Here is a 19,100-nt window from a genome sequence, read left to right as displayed (position 1 = left end):
ATCTCCAGATCAATCCAAGGGACGCAAGGGTGACGTTATAACGCAAAGACTCCAGATATGCATCGTGGTTCACCGTCCCTCTAGCATTTCTGCTTTTGGTTCAGTGCCTTGCGCACGTAGTCGATCAGGCGATTCGTCGAGGCATCATGTACACCGTTGATAGCGGGGTCTCTGAGTTCAGCCTCAATCGTTCTGGCCAGCTGCTTGCCAAGCTCGACGCCCCATTGGTCGTAGGAATTGATGCCCCAGATTGCGCCTTGCACGAACACCTTGTGCTCATACAAGGCAATCAAGCTACCCAGACTGCTTGGTGTAAGCTGGTCCAGCAGCAGGGTATTGCTTGGCCGATTACCGCCAAACACCTTGTGAGGCACCAGCTGTTCCAACACGTCGCCGGTCAGACCCTGAGCCTTCAACTCGGCTCGTACTTCGGCTTCATGCTTGCCACACATCAAGGCTTCAGTTTGCGCCAGGAAATTAGCCAGCAAAATCGTATTATGTTCGATGGAACTCTTAGGGTTGTCGAGCACGCCGATAAAATCAATCGGCACCAGTTCAGTGCCTTGGTGCAGCAACTGGTAGTACGCATGCTGGCCATTGATACCAGGCTCACCCCAGATAACCGGGCCGGTATGGTAGTCCACCTGCTTGCCATCCAGCCGAACCGATTTACCATTGGACTCCATGTCCAACTGCTGCAAATAGGCAGGTAAGCGATGCAGCGGTTGGTTATACGGTGAAACCAACTGGGTAGCAGCACCCATGCCGTTGATGTAGAAGATACCCAGCAAGGCCAGGATTACCGGCAGATTTTGTTCCAGCGGCGCTGCCTGAAAATGCTGGTCCATGGCGTGGGCACCTGCCAGCAGGGCACGGAAGTTGGCTTCGCCGATGTACAGCAAAATAGGCAGGCCGATAGCCGACCAAAGCGAATAACGACCGCCTACCCAGTTCCAAAAACCGAACATATTGGCGGTGTCGATGCCGAAAGCCGACACAGCTTCGGCATTGGTCGATACCGCGACAAAATGCTTGGCTACCGCCGCCTCAACACCTAAAGCATTCACCAGCCATTGCCTTGCTGCCCGGGCATTGGTCAGGGTTTCCTGCGTGGTGAAGGTCTTGGAGGCAACGATGAACAGCGTGGTGGCTGGGTCGAGTTTCTCCAGTACTGTCGCCAACTGCCAGCCATCTACCGTTGAAATGAAATGCAGATTTAGGTGTGGACTGCCGAAGTCCTTCAATGCTTCACATGCCATGAAGGGGCCAAGGTCAGAACCGCCGATGCCGATATTGACGATATCGGTGATAGTGCGGCCATCGAGGCCCAGCCATTGACCGTTGCGCACTTTATCCGCGAAGCGGGCCATACGCGCCAGTACATCCTGTACCTGCGGCACCACATTGACCCCATCAACCTCAATCACGCTGCCAGCGGGGGCGCGTAATGCCGTGTGTAGTACGGCACGGCCTTCTGTGGCATTGATGGGCGCACCGGCAAATAGCTGCGTACGCTTGGCCTCCAGGCCCGTAGCGCGGGCAAGCGCAAACAGATTGGCCAGCGCAGCATCATCAATATGGTTTTTTGCGTAGTCGAGCAGGATGCCGCATGCTTTCAGGCTGTAACGCTCGGCTCGGCCTGGATCGCTTGCAAATGCTTGACGTAGATCGATGTGCTTGAGCTGCGCGGCTTGCGACAGCATGGTTTGCCAGGCGGGGAGGGTACTGAGTGCGGTCATCGTACTGATCTACTTGTCGATTGTGTAATCTGGTTACTGCTTAGTATCTTGCTTACGATCTTAGAACCTGTCTAAAGTCTGCTGCGCGTCGGCAATATGGCGTTGAAAACACCCTCGGAATGCTCATTTACCACTTGTAAACTCCGCTTCCTCGGCTGTTTTCGCCTTATCTTGCCCTAGCTCGCGAGACTTTAGACAGGTTCTTAGCGGTCTTCATAGCCGCGCACACGGCGCTCTTTGAGATTGCGCTTGATCTTTTCCAATTGGTCGATCAACTCCGGACCGCGACGCAGGGCGACACCCACCGCCAGCACATCGATCACGACAAGGTGGACGATGCGCGTGATCATCGGTGAATACAGGTCCGGGTCTTCCGGTGTATCGGCGTACAGCGTGACATTACAGCGCTTGGCGAGCGGTGAATTGGAGTGGGTAATCCCGATTACATACGCTCCCGCCTCGCGAGCCAGTTCCACCGAGCGGATCAGGTCGATGGTGCGGCCCGAATTGGAGATGGCCACCACCGCATCGCCCGGCTTGAGCAACGAAGCTGCCATACCATGGATATGGGGGTCGGAATACGCAATACAAGGCACACCAAGGCGAAAGAACTTGTGTTGGGCGTCCTGCGCCATGATGCCGCTGTTACCCAGGCCGTAAAACTCGATCTTGCGCGCCTTGGACAGAATGTCCACGGCTTGTTCGATAGCATCCGGATTCAATTCATTGCGGGTACGCATCAAACTGGAAATGGTGTTGTCGAACAACTTGGCCGCCAAATCATGTGCGGTGTCACTCATCTCGACGGCGCTATGCACATAGGGCACACCGGATACCAAGCTACGGGTCAAGCGCAGTTTGAAGTCCTGCAGGCCCGTACAGTCAACCGAGCGGCAGAAGCGGATGACCGTGGGCTGTGACACCGTCGCCATCTCGGCGATTTGCGCAATCGGGGCGTGGGCAACAAAATTCGGTTGCGACAGCACAAGCTCCGCCACCTTGCGCTCCGATTTGGACAATTCATTGAGCAACGATTTAATCTTTTCCAGCATCTTGTTCTATCTCTTCACGCTTGGCGAAGGGTCAGGCTTGGCGAGTGGCCAGTGCATCCAGAGCCGCTGCCGTGCCGCGTAGGGCTGGGTTCTTGGCGACAATCACAAAGCTGGGTACTGCCGCCAGATAATTGGAAAAACGACCTTTCTGCTCGAAGCGGCGGCGGAAAGGCGAGTTGGCGAAATAGTCACCCAGTCGCGGCACAATGCCGCCGCCGATATACAAGCCACCGCGTGCGCCCAACGTAATGGCGAGATTGGCTGAAGCGCTACCCAGCATGGCGCAGAAGGTATCCACGGTTTCGCGGCACAGCGTGCACGTGCCTGCCACAGCACGCTGCGTGATATCTGCAGCGCTGGGGTTTTCGTTAGGCTGGCTATTGAGTTCTGCCAAGGCTTTGTACAAATTCTGCAGACCCGGGCCCGATAACAGCCGCTCGGCAGACACGTGGCCGAACTCACGGCGCAGGATGCGCAGGATTTCGTCTTCTTTGTCATTGAAAGGCGAGAAGGACACGTGCCCCCCTTCGCCTTGCAAAGGAATCCAGCGCGGTGCTTCACCCGGCTGATGCGCCGGAATCAAGCCTGACACTCCCAGGCCAGTGCCTGCGCCCAGCAGGGCGATCGGCAGGTCGGGGTTTCTTTCCCCGCCACCCACCTTGACCAACTCCACATCATCCAACGTCGGCAGGCTCAAGGCCAGCGCGGTGAAGTCATTGATAATGCTGAGTTCTCGCAAGGCAAGCTGGGTTTTTAGTTCGGCTTGCGAAAAAGCCCAGCCGTGATTTGTCATCTTGATGAAGTCACCCGCGATGGCGGTGGCAATGCCGATGGCTGCCCATGTAGGCTGCACGCCCAGCGGGTCTAGGTAAGTCTTGGTGGCTTCGAACAAGCCCGGGTAATCGGCGCAAACCAAGTTGCGTTCATCGCTGATGCGTGCGCCCGGTGTGCGGATGAGTGCGAAGCGGACATTGGTGCCGCCGACATCGGCCAGTAGGCGAGGGTAGGTATGAGCGAATAGCATGGCGAGTTTATTCGGCCCAGTACAGGTGGCAGACGCCGCTGGCGGCATCGAATACACGGGCGATGGGCAGGCGTTCGGAGGGGGCAGCCATGGCGGCGTCGAAGACAGCTTTCTTCTTTTCGCCGGTCAGGTGCAGGAAAATATTACGCGAGCGGGCGATGGCCGCCAGCGTAAAGCTGATACGGGCATAAGGCGCAGTTGTCGGGTTGACTGCCGCCACCAGCTTGGTGCCATCCAGTGCGGTAGCCTGTTTCAATTCAGCCGAGCAGGGGAATAGGCTGGCGGTGTGGCCATCCTCTCCCATGCCCAGCGTTACCACGTCGAAAGGCTGCGGCATGGCGGCCAAGGCCGCCTCGATGTCCGCTATGCCGGCTTCCGGCGTGCTGGCTGCGGTCTTCAAACCAATGAAATTGGCTGCTTCCACCTGATACTTAAGCAGGTTTTCACGGACCAGGCGCTCATTGCTATCGGCGTGATCGACCGGGAGCCAACGGTCGTCGATCAAGGTGATCCATACGCGGCTCCAGTCCAGGCGCATCTGGCGCAATTGTTGAAACATGCCTACCGGGGTACGCCCGCCCGATACGGCCAGGCTGGCAGTGCCCCGTTCGCGCAGGGCGGTTTCCAATGCGGCGGCTACTTCACGCGCGAGGCAGATATCCAGATCGACGCGGGAGTCGTAGTCATGAATGCGAATGTCGGCCATTTTATCCGGTTCTCTATTTACAACTTTGGCCGGCTTGCGGAGGGTAATCCGCGGCCGTAAAAATGCGGAATGCCGGGCAGTAACCCGACATCCCGGTGCTCGTATTCAACCTTCTTCGTGCCAACAGAATCCGTCGCGCGATAACAGCGCGGAGCTTGCTGCCGGCCCCCAGGTGCCGGCGGTGTATTGCTTGGGCGACTCGTCGTTAGCTTCCCAAGTATCCAAGATGGGCTCCACCCATTTCCAGGCTTCATCCAGCTCATCGCGGCGCATAAACAAGGTCAGGCGGCCGCGGATCACATCGGTCAGGAGGCGTTCATAGGCATCGGGACGCCTGGCTTTGAACATCTCATCGAAGTCGAGGTCAAGGTGGACGCTCTTGAGCTTCATCTGGTCACCCGGCTGCTTGGCGAGCAGATACATCTTCACGCTCTCTTCCGGCTGTAGCTGAATGACCAAGCGGTTGCTTGTGGTTTCGGCAGGCAAGGGGAATATGGAATGCGGTACCTGACGGAAGTTGATAACGATCTCGGCTTGCCGTTCCTGCATGCGCTTACCGGTGCGTAGGTAAAAAGGCACGCCAGCCCAGCGCCAGGTGTCGATCTCGGCTTTGAGCGCAACAAAGGTCTCGGTCTTGCTGTTGGGGCTGATGCCGGTTTCATCGAGATAACCCACCGCCGGCTTGCCCTGGCTGGCACCAGCTTTGTACTGGCCACGCACTGTCTTGCTGGTGACTTCCTGCGGGCCAAACCGGCGCAACGCACGCAATACCTTCAGCTTTTCGTCGCGTACCGCATCAGGGTCGGCACTGGCGGGCGGTTCCATGGCAATGAAGCATAAAAGCTGCAAAAGATGGTTCTGCACCATGTCTCGCAGTGCACCGGCCTTATCGTAGAAGTCCCCACGGCTTTCCACGCCGACTTGTTCCGTCACCGTGATCTGTACATCGCGAATCCATTCACGTCGCCACAGCGGCTCGAAAAAGGTATTGCTGAAGCGCAATGCCAGCAGGTTCTGCACGGCTTCCTTGCCCAGATAATGGTCGATCCGATAGATCTGCAGTTCCTTGAAGAACTTGCCGACCTGGGCGTTGATTGTCTGTGATGAGGCAAGATCGTGCCCGAGCGGCTTTTCCAACACCACTCTTGCACCGCCCTTGTTCAGGTTGACCGCTGCCAGATTTTCGCAAATGCCGGCGAACAAGTTGGGCGCCGTTGCCAGATAAAACACACGGACATGCTCGGGGAATTCATTGAGCTTATCGGCCAATGCAGCGTAGGCAGTTTTATCTTGCGCATCGAGCTTGAGATAAACGAGACGGGAAGAGAAGGTGATCCAGTGAGCATCGCTAAAGTAATCACCGAGGTACTGGCGGGCAGCTTTTTCGGCGGTGCCAAGGTAGGTGGCCTGGTCTGGCTGGCTACGCCCCAGACAAAGAATGCGTCCTTGCTCAGGCAGGCAGCCATCTTTGTGTTGATGGTAGAGCGCAGGCAGCAGTTTGCGCATAACCAAGTCGCCAGTGCCGCCAAACAGCACCATATCGAAGGGTTGAATCGAAGTCATCCCTTTGGTCCTCTGGGTAATATCTTCATAATTGGAGTGCGAATGCCGATGCCTAATTCTTGAAACAATACTACTTGGCGCGAGGCTTGGCAATGTAGTTTTGCTAGACGAATAAAGTGATAGCTCCAGTTTCCGGTGTTGTTTTCAAATTGCTGCGAATACCGCATCAGTTGCCGAATTGACGGAATTTGACGCCTGCTGCGCTAAACAGGGTTGCAGCTTTGCTACAACAACCACCTATGAATAGTACGGAAAATCTATGGGTTGGCTTGCCTTCTTGCTGTAGTAAAACTACCATCAGAATGTTGGTAGTGTAGTTACGTAGTGCGATGTGCGGCGGCAGTTACTATAAAAAATAGACTTAAGCCCTAACAAATCAAACCCATAGCGTAGCCAGTGCGACTCTGACGAGTCTCACGGGGAGTTTCGATGAATCTGCATCCCCGCCTGGTCGAAGTGACCGAGCGAATTGTCCAGAAGAGCAGGCCCACGCGTGCTGCCTATCTGGCACGTGTGGCAGCCTGGGCTGCCAAAGAGCCTGTTCGCAAGGGCTTGTCATGTACAAATCTGGCCCATGCGTATGCGGCATCGCCAGCAGGCGACAAGATCATGCTGCGCGAACAGCGTCAGCCTAATCTGGCCATTGTTTCCGCCTACAACGACATGTTGTCGGCCCACCAACCACTTGAAACCTATCCCGAACTCCTTAAAACTGCCGCGCGCGAAGCGGGCGCGACAGCGCAATTCGCCGGCGGCGTGCCGGCAATGTGTGATGGCGTAACACAGGGACAGGCAGGCATGGAGCTGTCGCTATTTTCACGCGACATCATTGCCATGAGCACTGCGGTGGCGTTAAGCCACCAAATGTTTGACGGCATGCTATGCCTGGGTGTTTGCGACAAGATTGTACCTGGCCTCATGATTGGCGCCTTGCAGTTTGGTCATCTGCCGGCGATTTTTGTTCCTGCCGGGCCCATGGTCTCCGGCCTGGAAAACAAAGAAAAGGCCCGTATCCGTCAACTGTACGCAGAAGGCAAGATCGGGCGTGAAGGGCTGCTGGAAGCGGAAGAAAAGTCCTATCACGGCGCCGGTACCTGCACCTTCTATGGCACGGCGAACTCGAACCAGATGCTCATGGAAATCATGGGTGTCCATTTGCCAAGTTCAGCATTTGTGAACCCGGAAACCCCTTTGCGGGATGCATTTACGCGCGAGGCCGCCAAGCGCGCTGCCGCTATTACCGCACTGGGCAATGAATATATTCCGCTGGCAGAAGTGATTGATGAGCGCGCCATCGTGAATGGCCTGGTAGGTTTGATGGCCACGGGCGGCTCGACAAACCATGCCATTCATATGGTGGCGATTGCGGCCGCGGCGGGCATCATTATCGATTGGACGGATTTTGATGATATTTCCGCCATTATTCCCCTGCTGGCCAAGATCTATCCAAACGGTGGGGCTGACGTCAACCATTTCCATGCCGCGGGCGGCATGGGTTATCTGATCAGCCAGCTGCTTGATGCCGGCCTGCTGCACGAAGATGTCAAGACAGTGATGGGCCCAGGCTTGCGCCGCTATGCCGTAGAGCCGCATATGACGGGTGGCGTGTTGGCGTGGCGGCCGGCCCCGACAGAAAGCCAGGATAAGTCGGTATTGTCATCTGTGGCGGCCCCATTCCAGGCCGACGGTGGCCTACGTCTCGTACAAGGCAATCTCGGGCGCGGCGTGATCAAGGTTTCGGCTGTTCAACCTGCACACCGGGTGGTTGAAGCCCCTGCGATTGTTTTCGACTCGCAGGATGCGCTGATTGATGCTTTCAAGCATGGCGAACTGGAAAAAGACTTCGTGGCGGTTATCCGCTTCCAAGGTCCACGCGCCAATGGCATGCCGGAACTACACAAGCTGACGCCCTCGTTGGGTGTCTTGCAAGACCGCGGCTTCAAGGTTGCGCTGGTTACCGATGGGCGCATGTCAGGCGCTTCCGGCAAGGTGCCCGCAGCAATCCACGTCACACCCGAATGTCTTGCCGGCGGGCCTTTATCCAAGGTGAATAGTGGTGACGTGATTCGGCTTGATGCCGAGGCAGGTACGCTGGATGTGCTTGTGCCAGATGAGGCGTGGACCCAGCGCGAGCCAGCTACTGCCGATATGACCGCCAATCAATACGGCTATGGCCGCGACCTGTTTGCCGTGTTCCGTAGTGTTGCTACGGGCGCAGAGCAAGGGGCGATGAGCTTTATGCTGCCCAAGTAAGGACGAATGAGATGAATATCCGTGACATCATGCGCGCCTCGCCGGTTATGCCGGTGATTGTGTTGGACCGTGTCGACGATGCTGTGCCGCTTGCGCGGGCACTGGTGGAAGGCGGTATCAGGGTGCTGGAAGTAACTTTGCGCACCCCGGCTGCGCTGGCATCCATCAAGGCGATTGCTGCCGCAGTGCCTGATGCGATCGTGGGGGTAGGCACAGTGACCCTGCCGGCGCAGTTCGCCGAAGTAAAGGCGGCAGGCGCACGTTTTGCCGTAACGCCTGGGCTGACGGCTGAACTGGCCCAGGCAGCCAAGGCAGCAGTTATGCCGTTGTTGCCCGGCGTAATGACGCCATCGGAGGTCATCGCCGCTCTGGCTCACGGTTTCGACGCTATGAAACTATTTCCCGCCGAGCAAGCCGGAGGCATAGGGATGCTCAAGGCGATGGGTGGGCCATTTGCTGATGTGTTGTTCTGCCCCACAGGCGGTGTAACGCTGGAAAGCGCGCCAAAGTTTCTGGCGTTGCCCAACGTTGCCTGCGTAGGGGGCTCCTGGTTGGTGCCTAAAGACAAGGTGGCAGCGGGTGATTGGGGTGCTATTACCCAACTTGCCCGGGGTGCAGCTGCCCTGAAAGTATAAGTAGCATCGTTTCAAAAACGCTTTCGAAGAAAAGCGCAGCGGTTTCTCCCGGTGCCGGCTCGTCCGAGCCAAGAACCCGAATCCTGTTTTGACAAGCCCCCAACCAGGGGCTTGGGGAACTGTGACCGGTTTTCAAGCCCGGGCTTGCGTAGCGAAGTGGCCCACTTTCCGTCCGGGCACACCAAGCACGCCCTCTGAACACGGGGTTCATGGTGTGTTCAACTTGGCTGGCGGCATGGCTGCTGCCAGCTTAACCAACCAAACGGAGAGGAGTGATCCGAAAATGATGATGAAAAGCAAACTGTTCTTGGCAGTCGCTGCAGCCATGGCGACACAAGCCACCATGGCGGCGTCAGTTGATTACCACGGCTACCTTCGCAGTGGTTCGGGTGGCGCCTCCAAAGGCGGGCGTGAAGTGTGTTTTGGGCTGAAGGCACCGGCATTTGGTGGCAAGGTAGGTGGCGCAGGCAGATTGGGTAACGAATGCGATACCTATGGCGAGCTCTCGTTCGATGCAGCGATGGGCGAAAGCAATGGTGTGGGTTTCAAGCTGCACACCATGCTGGCCTTTTCCCAAGAACAGTTAAAGGACGAAGAAAAGGTGCCTACCGCTTGGCGTCAAACCTGGGTAGAAGCCACCAATATCGGCGGTGCTGGCGGCGCGCTTGCCCATGCAGGCATCTGGGCTGGTAAGCGTTTCTATAAACGCCATGATGCGCATATTGCGGACTTTTTCTGGTCCGCCAGCACTGGGCCTGGCGCGGGTATCGAGAACATCGAACTAGGCTTTGGTAAGTTCTCTTATGCGTTGATGCGCAATGACGATGGCGGCAGCGCTTCCGAGGCGGTTACCAACCACGACTTCCGCTTGGAAGGTATTGCCGCCAATGAGGGGGGGTCGATTGACGTCACACTCAATGCCGTCGCCAAGAACCAGGTCGATGGCAAGAATGGCTCGAACGGCTATGCCTTCGGCGTGGGTCATAACCAAGCTGATCCATTTGGCTTCGGTGGCTTCAATAACCTGGTGTTTCAGGTTGCCAAAGATGCTGCCAACCTCGACCAGAGTGCTACCTGGCTGAAAAGCACAGACAGCAAGAAATCATGGCGAATTGTCGAGCACTTGGTGGTTGAGCCCAAAGACAGTAACTGGAACGGCGCGCTGTTTGCCGGCTTTGGTGAAGAGAAGTTGAACGGGGTTAAGAACAAGACGATGAGCGTGGTAGTAAGGCCCGTCTATCATTTCACTGACAACTACAGCCTGGCGTTTGAAGCAGGTACGACCAGCGTCAAGCCTGACTCAGCCCCAACCCAACGCTTGAGCAAGCTTACCATTGCCCCTCAACTGTCAATGGGCAAGAGCTTCTGGGCTCGCCCAACGCTGCGTGCCTACTACACCTATGCCAAGTGGAACCAGGCTGCTCAAACAGCCGCGGTCAGTACTGCCAACCCTGGTGGGGTAGTCAGTGGCAAAGGCAATCAGTTTGCCTACGCCAGCAAAACCAGCGGCAGCAGTTATGGGGTTCAGATGGAAGCCTGGTGGTAAAGACTTAGAACCTGTTCACGGTTTGAATGTGCCTTCCTTACTGGGGGGGCAGGACTCATTCCCATCAAGAGATGCCGGTCGCTCAGACCTTGAACAGGCTATCTGCAACTTACCGCCATTGCACTTGGATAGGGTGGCGGTAAATCTGTAGCAGTAGCTACCCCTTTTCGTGAATCCAGTCGCCTCGGCGTATTGCGTCGAGACGAGTGGCTTTGTTGCGTACTCTTTTCAGCGGACAGTATGAAAATCAAAAAGAATAGTGATTGGTGGCGCGGCGGTGTTATTTACCAGATATACCCACGCAGCTTTGCAGACAGCAATAACGATGGGGTAGGGGACCTGCCCGGCATTACTGAAAAACTCCCCTATATCGCCAGCCTGGGTGTAGACGCCATTTGGATATCACCTATCTTCACGTCGCCGATGAAGGATTTTGGCTACGACGTATCGGATTATTGCGATATAGATCCGCTGTTTGGCGACCTCGCCGCTTTCGACACCCTGGTGGCCAAGGCACACAAGCTGGGCTTGAAGGTCATGATCGACCAAGTGCTAAGCCATTGCTCAGACCAGCACGCATGGTTCAAGGAAAGTCGTCAAAGCAAAGACAATCCGAAAGCTGATTGGTTTGTCTGGGCCGACCCGCGGGCCGATGGCACGCCGCCGAATAACTGGTTGTCGGTGTTTGGTGGTTCGGCATGGCAATGGGAATCACGCCGGCGTCAGTATTTCCTGCACAACTTTCTCAGTAGCCAGCCCGACCTGAACTTCCATAACCCGGAAGTGCAACAGGCCATGCTTGACACGATCCAGTTCTGGCTTAAGCGCGGCGTGGATGGGTTCCGTTTCGATGCCTGCAATTTTCATTTCCACGACCCAAAATTACGCTCGAATCCATCGGCCCTTGTACGTGACAGCAAGACGGTATCAGCCGAAAATCCCTACGGCCTGCAAGCCCACAAGTACGATAAATCTCAGCCACAAAACATCGCCTTTCTGCAAAAGATACGTGTGTTGTTGGACAAACATGGCGCGGCCTCGGTGGGCGAGGTGGGGGATGACCATTCGCTCAAGACCATGGCCAAGTACACCTCCGGCGGCGACAAACTGCATATGGCTTACAGCTTCAACCTGCTCACAGCGGAGTGCTCGGCAGCGCATATCCGCCAGCAGGTAGAAGAACTGGAAGCACAGCTGACCAAGACCGGCAAAAAAGATGGTGGCAAAGGTTGGGGTTGCTGGAGCATAGGCAACCATGATGCGCAGCGGGTCATGACACGCTGGGGCAAGGGCGAAACCAGCCCGGCCTACGCCAAGGTGCTGCTTGCGATGTCGTCCAGCCTCAAAGGCAGCTTGTGCATTTACCAAGGCGAGGAACTGGCGCTGACGGAAGCTGATATCCCATTCGAGCAGCTGCAAGACCCCTACGGCATCACCTTCTGGCCCGAATTCAAAGGCCGGGACGGTTGCCGAACGCCTATGCCTTGGCAGGCCAAGCTCAAGCATGGCGGGTTTTCACAGGCCAAACCTTGGCTGCCTGTCCCCAAACAACATCTGGCCCACTCGGTCGATCAACAAGAAGCCGATGCGCACTCAACCCTGCATTTTTATCGGCGGTTTTTGAACTGGCGCAAGGCTCAGCCCGTCCTGAGGATGGGGGATATCGACTTCGTGGATACACCTGAGCCCTTGTTAGTTTTCACCCGTATGTTGGATGAAGAAACTTGGCTATGCGCCTTCAACCTCGGTGCCGAGCCAGTCAGCTTTCGCCTCCCTAAACGCTTGCGTGCAGCCAGTGCAATCAGTGGACATGGCCTTGATGGCAGCACCTTGATTGATGGCCGCCTTGAATTAGCTGCATTTGGCGGGCTGTTTGCCGTTATCAACCGTTAAGAATCTTTTTACCATCTTGCTGCGCAGCCGTGATCAGGGCTCAAGTGCTGCTCAAAATCCTCATGTACAAAAGTACATGCCGGTTTCTGCGCTGCGCTTCACCCGGCTGACAACCACTGGCTGCAGATCGTAAACAGGTTCTAAGACCGCATCACGCAATAGAATTCTAAACGGAGCACAGAAGCTATGTCCGACGTCGTCTTGCGCGGCATTCGCAAATCGTTCGGCGAAATTGAAACGCTGCATGGCATTGATCTTGAAATCCAAGACGGCGAGTTTGTGGTGTTTGTCGGCCCCTCGGGTTGCGGCAAGTCCACGCTATTGCGCACCATTGCCGGCCTGGAGGACATCACAGCAGGCGAGCTGACCATTGGTGGACAGCATTGCAATGATATCCCCCCGGCAAAACGCGGTATCGCCATGGTGTTTCAAAGCTATGCCTTGTACCCGCATATGACGGTGGCCGAAAACATGGCTTTTGGTTTGAAACTGGCCGGTGCGACTAAAGAAGAAATGAAGCAGGTGGTAGACCGAGCCGCCAAAATCCTCCAGATTGAGCATTTGTTGGAGCGTAAACCCAAGGCGTTGTCTGGCGGCCAGCGGCAACGGGTTGCCATCGGACGGGCGATCGTCCGTAAGCCTAATGTCTTTTTGTTCGACGAGCCCCTGTCGAACCTGGATGCGGCGCTACGCGTGCAGATGCGCATCGAGATCACGAAGCTGCATCGCGAACTCAAGACCACCATGATCTACGTAACGCATGATCAGGTTGAAGCCATGACGCTGGCTGATCGTATCGTGGTGCTCAATGCCGGCAATGTGGAACAGGTCGGCGCGCCACTGGCGCTATACCATCATCCGCGCAATCTGTTTGTTGCGGGCTTTATCGGGTCGCCCAAGATGAATTTTGTCCAGGCGACCTTGGCTGAGGTGTTGGATGGTGCAGCAATGGTCAAGCTAGTCGATGGTACGTTGGTGCGCGCACATGTCAATGCTGGTGCGGGCAGAGTGGGTAGCCCAGTAACGCTTGGGATTCGTCCTGAGCACTTTGTGGTGGACTCGCCCAGCAATGCCATTGCCGGCCAGGTTGTCGCTGCCGAGCACCTTGGCGAAGCCACTATTTTCTATTTGCACGTACAAGGCGCGTCAGACCATTTGGTCGTGCGTGCCCATGCTACCCACGCTGCTAAAGCGGGTGAAACCATCCATGTCAGCGCGGCCCCAGCCCATTGCTATTTGTTCAATGAAGCAGGGGAAGCTTTCCCACGTCTGGACAATTCAGCATCAATCGACCGGTAACCACGCTATGGCGCCACCTAACCTCAAATACAGATGGAGTTGATTCATGAAACCGAGCAATACATGCATCGTACTGGCCCTGGCCGCCGGCTTTGCTAGTGCCCATGCAGCAGACGCCAAGTTATCGTTATGGATTAATGGAGATAAAGGCTACAAGGGCATCCAAAAGGTAGGAGAGGACTTCGCCAAGCAATCTGGTGTGGCGGTAGCGGTGGAGCACCCCGAGGATGCACCAGCCAAATTTCAGCAAGCTGCTGCCGCAGGCAAGGGCCCAGACATTTTCTGCTGGCCGCACGACCGTGCCGGCGAGTGGATTGCAGCCGGACTAATCAGCCCACTCAAGCCTTCCAAGAAGGTGATCGATGCGCTCGACCCACTGGCAGTGAAGTCGTTCACCATCGGCGGCAAGGTGTGGGGTTACCCGCTTTCGATCGAAGCCATCGCCTTGATTTACAACAAGGCCCTGGTGCCCAATCCGCCGAAAACCTTTGAAGAAATCTTCGCGCTTGATAAGCCCCTGAAAGCCAAGGGTAAAAAAACCATCCTGTGGGACTACACCAAGACCTACTTCAGTTGGCCGTTGTTGTCCGCCAACGGCGCTTACCCCTTCAAACCGAAGTCGGATGGCGGCTATGACATTACGGATATCGGCGTGAATAACGCGGGTGCGCAAAAAGGTGTCGAGATGCTGACCAAATTGGTCAAGTCAGGCGTCATGCCGCAGGGTGCCACCTATGCCGATATGGAAAACGGCTTCGCCAAGGGTGAACTTGCCATGATGATCTCCGGCCCCTGGGCATGGGATAACGTCAAGCAAGCCAAGATCGATTTCGGCGTCGCCACCATTCCCAGCATTGGCGGCAAGCAAGGGGGGCCCTTTGTCGGGGTATTGGGCTGCATGGTCAGCAATAGCAGCAAGAACAAGGAAATCGCCGTCGATTTCCTGGAAAACCACCTGATGAGCTTGGATGGCCTGAAGAAGATGAACGCCGACGTACCGTTGGGTGTGCCTGCCAACAAGGCCTTCTTCAAGGAATTGCAGAACGACGCCAACATCAAGGCCACCATGGCTTCCGCGCAGCTTGGTGCCCCCATGCCTAACGTGCCGGAGATGGGGCGTTTCTGGTCGTCGATGGAATCTGCCTTGCAAAACATCACCAGCGGCCGTCAGAGCGTGAAAGAGGGCCTGGATGCCGCTGCCAAGCGCATTACCGGCAAATAGACAAAGCGGCTGTTCGCAACCCACGTCATTTTTGATGCATGGCGTGGGTCGCAGATGATGAACAGTTCAAGACGTAGCCTGCCCGATAGGGGAGGCTACGATCAGCGCGTTGGCGACAGTGTGCTGATCGTAGCCAAGGAGAAGATTGAGAATGGGTCGTTTGTTGAGTAAGGCTGCGCCAGTCATGCTGCTGTCGTTGGTGGTGTTGGCCGGTTTATATCTAAGTCTGCAGGTATACCTGTCGGGGCAGTCGCTTGCCGCTGTTTCCCTGGTGGCTTTTCTCGGGCTGACTATCTATGTGTATACGGCCACCCGCGCCTATAACTATCGCTATTTGTTTCCGGGCCTCGTGGCGGTACTGCTGTTTGTTATTTTGCCGATTGCTATTAATTTCTCAATCGGCTTTACCAATTACAGCTCCAAGCATTTGCTGAGCTTTAGTCAGGCCACCAAATACTTTCTCGACCAGACCTACACCGAAGATGGCCATACGCTGGCATTTACGTTGCATCCTGATGGCGCAGCCTACCGTATCCGCCTGGAAGCTGAAGATGGCAGTATTTTCCAGACACCACCACTGGCTCTGCACGCCACTAAGGTAAATGTAAATGCCCAACCACCGGTAGCTGGTGATGCGCCATTGGCTGCAGCGGTTGATACCCGCACGCTGATCCAAAATCTAAAAGCACTGAAACTGGTTGCCATCCACTTACCCAATGGCATGACGGTCAGCGCAGCAGGCTTGCGGGAGTTCGCACCGGTTCGCAAACAATACGTCAAAGCAGCCGATGGCAGCTTGGTTGACCAGCAGGATGGCGCTGTCCTGCGGCCGGATATGACCGAGGGGTTCTATAAGAATGCCGCTGGAGAAGCCATGCAGCCAGGCTTTACCACGGGCGTCGGCTTTGCCCATTATGTACGCATCGTCAGCGATCGAGCACTGAGCGAGCCTTTGGCTCAGATCTTTATCTGGACGGTGGTTTTCGCCGGCCTCAGCGTGGTTTTTGCTTTCTCTATCGGCGTCATCCTTGCTGTGCTGATGAACTGGGAAGCCCTCGCTGGTAGGGGGCTCTACCGTGTATTGCTGTTTATTCCCTATGCCGTGCCAGGGTTTATTTCCATCCTCGTCTTCAAAGGCTTGTTCAACGAAAACTCAGGCGAAATCAACCTGTTGCTCGGGCATCTGTTCAGCATCAACCCCAACTGGTTTACCGACCCATTCCTCGCCAAGACCATGCTCTTGATCGTGAACACCTGGTTGGGTTTCCCTTACATGATGTTGCTATGCATGGGGCTGATCAAGGCGATTCCGGCAGACCTTTACGAAGCCTCTGCCATTGCCGGCGCGGGCCCGTTGACCAACTTTTTCAAGATTACGCTGCCACTGATTGCCAAGCCGATGACCCCGCTGCTGATCTCGGCCTTCGCATTCAACTTCAACAACTTCGTGATCGTTGCCTTGCTGACAGGTGGGCGCCCCGACTTCCTGGGTACCAAGATTCCGGCGGGCACCACTGACGTACTGGTTTCCTATACCTACCGTATTGCCTTCGAAGACTCCGGCCAGGATTTCGGCCTCGCCTCCGCCTTGTCGACGGTGATCTTCCTGATGGTGGTTCTGCTTTCCCTGGTCAACATGCGCATCAGCAAAACCCATACAAGTGAGCCAGCTTGATCGGACAATTAGGGTTCAAACGAATAGCCTTTCCTGCACCCAAAGACGGACAGATTTGGAGTAATCATCATGGCTGTTGTATTAGATAAATCACACCGTTGGCGTGTCGTTGCCGCCCACATTGGCTTGATCAGTTTTATCGGGCTGACCTTGGCGCCGTTTCTGATGTTGCTGTCGATCAGTTTCAGGCCGGGTAATTTTGCTACCGGTGAGTTGATACCGAGTTCGATCAGCCTTGATCATTGGAAGCTCTCGTTGGGTATGTCGTACCAAGGAGCGGACGGCCAGTTGATTGAGCCGGATTTCCCAGTGCTGGGCTGGTTGTGGAATTCGATAAAGGTGGCAGGCTTGTCGGCGCTGATTGCCTTACTGCTTTCCACTACCTGTGCCTATGCCTTTGCACGCATGAAGTTTGTCTTCAAGCAGCAGTGGATGACCTCTTTGCTACTGTTGCAGATGTTTCCTTCGGTATTGGTATTGGTTGGGATCTACGCCATTTTTGATCGTATTGGCGCCTATGTGCCCAGCCTGGGTATCAATAGCCATGGCGGTTTGATTCTGGCGTACACAGGGGGTATTGCCCTGCATATCTGGACAATCAAAGGTTATTTCGAAACGATTCCGGTAGAAATTGAAGAAGCCGCCAGAGTTGATGGGGCATCACCTTTCCAAGCTTTCCGCCATGTCTTGTTGCCGATGTCGTTGCCTATCTTGATGGTGGTGTTCATCCTGGCATTTATCAGCGGCATCAATGAGTACCCCATTGCTTCGATTCTGGTGCAAAGCCAGGATCAACTGACCCTTGCAGTTGGTTCGAAGCAATTCTTGTATCCACAGCACTACCGCTGGGGTGATTTTGCGGCCGCCGCTATTTTGTCTGGCTTGCCGATCACCTTTGTTTTCCTTATCGCACAACGATGGATGATTTCAGGTCTTACAGCCGGTGGGTTAAAGGGATGAGGATATTCAGCAACACATCTTTAGCTGAATGAGGCTATTAGACCTACCATGGCTATGATGCTCCGCGGAGCGGGTGTGTTTCAGGTAAGTTTGGCAAAGCCGCTTGCTAGCCCTTCACGACGCAATAACACAAACAGCGGTTCCGGGACCGACACAGACAATACCAAGCAGAACGCCCGCAGGGCGCGCTATCAACTCAAGTAATCAGGAGCAATCCCCTATGACTATCCGTATCGCAATCAATGGCTATGGCCGTATTGGCCGCAATGTTCTACGCGGTTTGTATGAGTACAACCGCCGCGATGACTTTGAAATCGTCGCTATCAATAACCTGGGTGAAATCGAGGTCAATGCCCATCTGACCGAATACGACACTGTACATGGCAAATTCCGCGCCGAAGTCGGCTACAAGGATGACCATCTGTTGGTGAATGGCGACCGCATTCGCTACCTGAGCGTACGCGACCCAGCCCAACTGCCCTGGAAGGAGTTGAACGTTGACGTAGTGTTCGAATGTACCGGCCTGTTTACCAGCAAAGCCAAGGCATCGGCCCACCTCACTGCAGGCGCCAAGAAGGTTGTCATTTCGGCTCCGGGTGGCGATGATGTGGATGCCACCATTGTCTACGGTGTGAACGACCATACGCTGAAAGCCAGCGATACGGTGATTTCCAATGCCAGCTGCACTACTAACTGTTTGGCCCCTCTGGTCGCACCATTGCATGCCGCGTTCGGTATCGAAATGGGGTTGATGACTACGGTGCACAGTTACACCAACGACCAAGTGCTGACCGATCTTTACCACAGCGACCTGCGCCGTGCGCGTTCGGCCACCCAGTCGATGATCCCGACCAAAACCGGCGCTGCCGCCGCCATCGGCCTGGTAATTCCACAACTGGCTGGCAAGCTTGATGGTTTGGCGGTGCGCGTGCCAACAATCAATGTGTCGTTGGTTGATTTTGTATTTACTGCGGGCCGCGATACCACGGTTGCGGAAGTCAATGAAGTGCTGAAGGTGGCAGCGGCCAGCAGCAAGAGCGGCATTCTGACCTATGTGACCAAACCGTTGGTGTCGATTGACTTCAACCACAACCCCGCATCAAGTAACTTTGACTCATCGCAAACCAAGGTCAGCAATAAACGCCTCGTCAAAGTAATGGCTTGGTACGACAATGAATGGGGCTACTCCAACCGGATGCTGGATACCACCTTGGCATTGATGAATGCGAAGTAAGCTGGGTAAATACAATTGAGAAGTTGGAACTTGTTTACGATCTGTAGCGAACAGTCGTCAGCGGGGTGAAGCGCAGCGCAGAAACCGGAATGTACTTAGGTACATGAGTATTTCGAGCAGCACATGAACCCTGATCACGGCTGCGCAGTAAGATCGTTGACAGGTTCTTAGAAAATCGGCATAGGGGCGACCAGATGTTCTGGCCGACCCCTGCCACACCACCCGGCATGCGGGTCCGCACCGGGCGGTTGGAGCAGTTGAGGTCAATCTGCCTCCAATTGATGCACATCGCCCGGTTT

At 55.5% G+C, this 19,100-nt stretch carries 14 protein-coding genes; 9 read left to right on the top strand and 5 right to left on the bottom strand.

The features are described from left to right. Positions 1-80 precede the first annotated feature (80 nt). From pgi to zwf, 5 genes are all read right to left on the bottom strand, one after another. On the bottom strand, positions 81-1,739 hold the full coding sequence (gene pgi / locus CSQ89_RS08840) for a glucose-6-phosphate isomerase (RefSeq protein WP_099405803.1): 1,659 nt from the start codon (positions 1,737-1,739) through the stop codon (positions 81-83). Between the two features lie 203 nt (positions 1,740-1,942). Continuing rightward, on the bottom strand, positions 1,943-2,791 hold the full coding sequence (gene hexR, locus CSQ89_RS08835; protein WP_099405802.1) for a transcriptional regulator HexR: 849 nt from the start codon (positions 2,789-2,791) through the stop codon (positions 1,943-1,945). A gap of 31 nt (positions 2,792-2,822) precedes the next feature. Beyond that, positions 2,823-3,815: a glucokinase gene (locus CSQ89_RS08830; RefSeq protein WP_099405801.1), complete on the bottom strand. Its 993-nt coding sequence runs from the start codon at positions 3,813-3,815 to the stop codon at positions 2,823-2,825. A 7-nt stretch (positions 3,816-3,822) separates the two neighbouring features. Beyond that, positions 3,823-4,521 carry a 6-phosphogluconolactonase gene (gene pgl / locus CSQ89_RS08825; RefSeq protein WP_099405800.1) on the bottom strand — a complete coding sequence of 233 codons (699 nt, stop codon included), beginning with the start codon at positions 4,519-4,521 and terminating at the stop codon, positions 3,823-3,825. A 105-nt stretch (positions 4,522-4,626) separates the two neighbouring features. Next, positions 4,627-6,084, bottom strand: a complete 1,458-nt coding sequence (gene zwf, locus CSQ89_RS08820) for a glucose-6-phosphate dehydrogenase (protein ID WP_099405799.1) — start codon at positions 6,082-6,084, stop codon at positions 4,627-4,629. A 429-nt stretch (positions 6,085-6,513) separates the two neighbouring features. On the opposite strand from zwf, the gene edd reads away from it, so the two are divergent. The 9 genes from edd to gap all read left to right on the top strand — a co-directional run bounded on the left by edd (position 6,514) and on the right by gap (position 18,801). Continuing rightward, positions 6,514-8,337, top strand: coding sequence for a phosphogluconate dehydratase (gene edd, locus CSQ89_RS08815; RefSeq protein ID WP_099405798.1), 1,824 nt, complete (start codon positions 6,514-6,516; stop codon positions 8,335-8,337). Between the two features lie 11 nt (positions 8,338-8,348). Beyond that, on the top strand, positions 8,349-8,972 hold the full coding sequence (gene eda / locus CSQ89_RS08810; RefSeq protein ID WP_099405797.1) for a bifunctional 4-hydroxy-2-oxoglutarate aldolase/2-dehydro-3-deoxy-phosphogluconate aldolase: 624 nt from the start codon (positions 8,349-8,351) through the stop codon (positions 8,970-8,972). Positions 8,973-9,255: 283 nt separating this feature from the next. Continuing rightward, positions 9,256-10,518, top strand: coding sequence for a maltoporin (locus tag CSQ89_RS08805; RefSeq protein WP_158228947.1), 1,263 nt, complete (start codon positions 9,256-9,258; stop codon positions 10,516-10,518). A 240-nt stretch (positions 10,519-10,758) separates the two neighbouring features. Then, on the top strand, positions 10,759-12,411 hold the full coding sequence (locus tag CSQ89_RS08800) for an alpha-glucosidase (RefSeq protein ID WP_099405795.1): 1,653 nt from the start codon (positions 10,759-10,761) through the stop codon (positions 12,409-12,411). Between the two features lie 186 nt (positions 12,412-12,597). After that, the gene (locus CSQ89_RS08795; protein WP_099405794.1) at positions 12,598-13,710 is read left to right on the top strand and encodes an ABC transporter ATP-binding protein; all 1,113 of its coding nucleotides are present in this window, start codon (positions 12,598-12,600) and stop codon (positions 13,708-13,710) included. 46 nt (positions 13,711-13,756) lie between these two features. After that, complete coding sequence (malE, locus tag CSQ89_RS08790) at positions 13,757-14,932, top strand: maltose/maltodextrin ABC transporter substrate-binding protein MalE (protein WP_099405793.1); 1,176 nt, start codon at positions 13,757-13,759, stop codon at positions 14,930-14,932. 151 nt (positions 14,933-15,083) lie between these two features. Beyond that, positions 15,084-16,607 (top strand): maltose ABC transporter permease MalF, encoded by a 1,524-nt coding sequence (gene malF, locus CSQ89_RS08785; protein ID WP_233203020.1) that lies wholly within the window; start codon positions 15,084-15,086, stop codon positions 16,605-16,607. A 69-nt stretch (positions 16,608-16,676) separates the two neighbouring features. After that, positions 16,677-17,567: a maltose ABC transporter permease MalG gene (malG, locus tag CSQ89_RS08780; RefSeq protein ID WP_099405792.1), complete on the top strand. Its 891-nt coding sequence runs from the start codon at positions 16,677-16,679 to the stop codon at positions 17,565-17,567. A 220-nt stretch (positions 17,568-17,787) separates the two neighbouring features. Beyond that, positions 17,788-18,801: a type I glyceraldehyde-3-phosphate dehydrogenase gene (gene gap, locus CSQ89_RS08775; protein ID WP_099405791.1), complete on the top strand. Its 1,014-nt coding sequence runs from the start codon at positions 17,788-17,790 to the stop codon at positions 18,799-18,801. The last annotated feature ends 299 nt before the right edge of the window (positions 18,802-19,100 follow it).

Origin of the sequence: Chitinimonas sp. BJB300 (genome assembly GCF_002735695.1) — a bacterium.
Classification (GTDB): Bacteria; Pseudomonadota; Gammaproteobacteria; order Burkholderiales; family Chitinimonadaceae; genus Chitinimonas.
The sequence above is the reverse complement of the archived record's forward strand: the minus strand, read 5'-3'. Positions and strand labels throughout refer to the sequence as shown.

Excerpts from the sequence above, each read along its gene's own strand:
- eda (WP_099405797.1), top strand. The coding sequence starts at position 8,349 with ATGAATATCCGTGACATCATGCGCGCCTCGCCGGTTATGCCGGTGATT.
- CSQ89_RS08800 (WP_099405795.1), top strand. The coding sequence starts at position 10,759 with ATGAAAATCAAAAAGAATAGTGATTGGTGGCGCGGCGGTGTTATTTAC.
- gap (WP_099405791.1), top strand. The coding sequence starts at position 17,788 with ATGACTATCCGTATCGCAATCAATGGCTATGGCCGTATTGGCCGCAAT.
- pgi (WP_099405803.1), bottom strand. The coding sequence starts at position 1,739 with ATGACCGCACTCAGTACCCTCCCCGCCTGGCAAACCATGCTGTCGCAA.
- pgl (WP_099405800.1), bottom strand. The coding sequence starts at position 4,521 with ATGGCCGACATTCGCATTCATGACTACGACTCCCGCGTCGATCTGGAT.
- edd (WP_099405798.1), top strand. The coding sequence starts at position 6,514 with ATGAATCTGCATCCCCGCCTGGTCGAAGTGACCGAGCGAATTGTCCAG.
- hexR (WP_099405802.1), bottom strand. The coding sequence starts at position 2,791 with ATGCTGGAAAAGATTAAATCGTTGCTCAATGAATTGTCCAAATCGGAG.
- malG (WP_099405792.1), top strand. The coding sequence starts at position 16,677 with ATGGCTGTTGTATTAGATAAATCACACCGTTGGCGTGTCGTTGCCGCC.
- CSQ89_RS08795 (WP_099405794.1), top strand. The coding sequence starts at position 12,598 with ATGTCCGACGTCGTCTTGCGCGGCATTCGCAAATCGTTCGGCGAAATT.
- CSQ89_RS08805 (WP_158228947.1), top strand. The coding sequence starts at position 9,256 with ATGATGATGAAAAGCAAACTGTTCTTGGCAGTCGCTGCAGCCATGGCG.
- CSQ89_RS08830 (WP_099405801.1), bottom strand. The coding sequence starts at position 3,815 with ATGCTATTCGCTCATACCTACCCTCGCCTACTGGCCGATGTCGGCGGC.
- zwf (WP_099405799.1), bottom strand. The coding sequence starts at position 6,084 with ATGACTTCGATTCAACCCTTCGATATGGTGCTGTTTGGCGGCACTGGC.
- malF (WP_233203020.1), top strand. The coding sequence starts at position 15,084 with ATGGGTCGTTTGTTGAGTAAGGCTGCGCCAGTCATGCTGCTGTCGTTG.
- malE (WP_099405793.1), top strand. The coding sequence starts at position 13,757 with ATGAAACCGAGCAATACATGCATCGTACTGGCCCTGGCCGCCGGCTTT.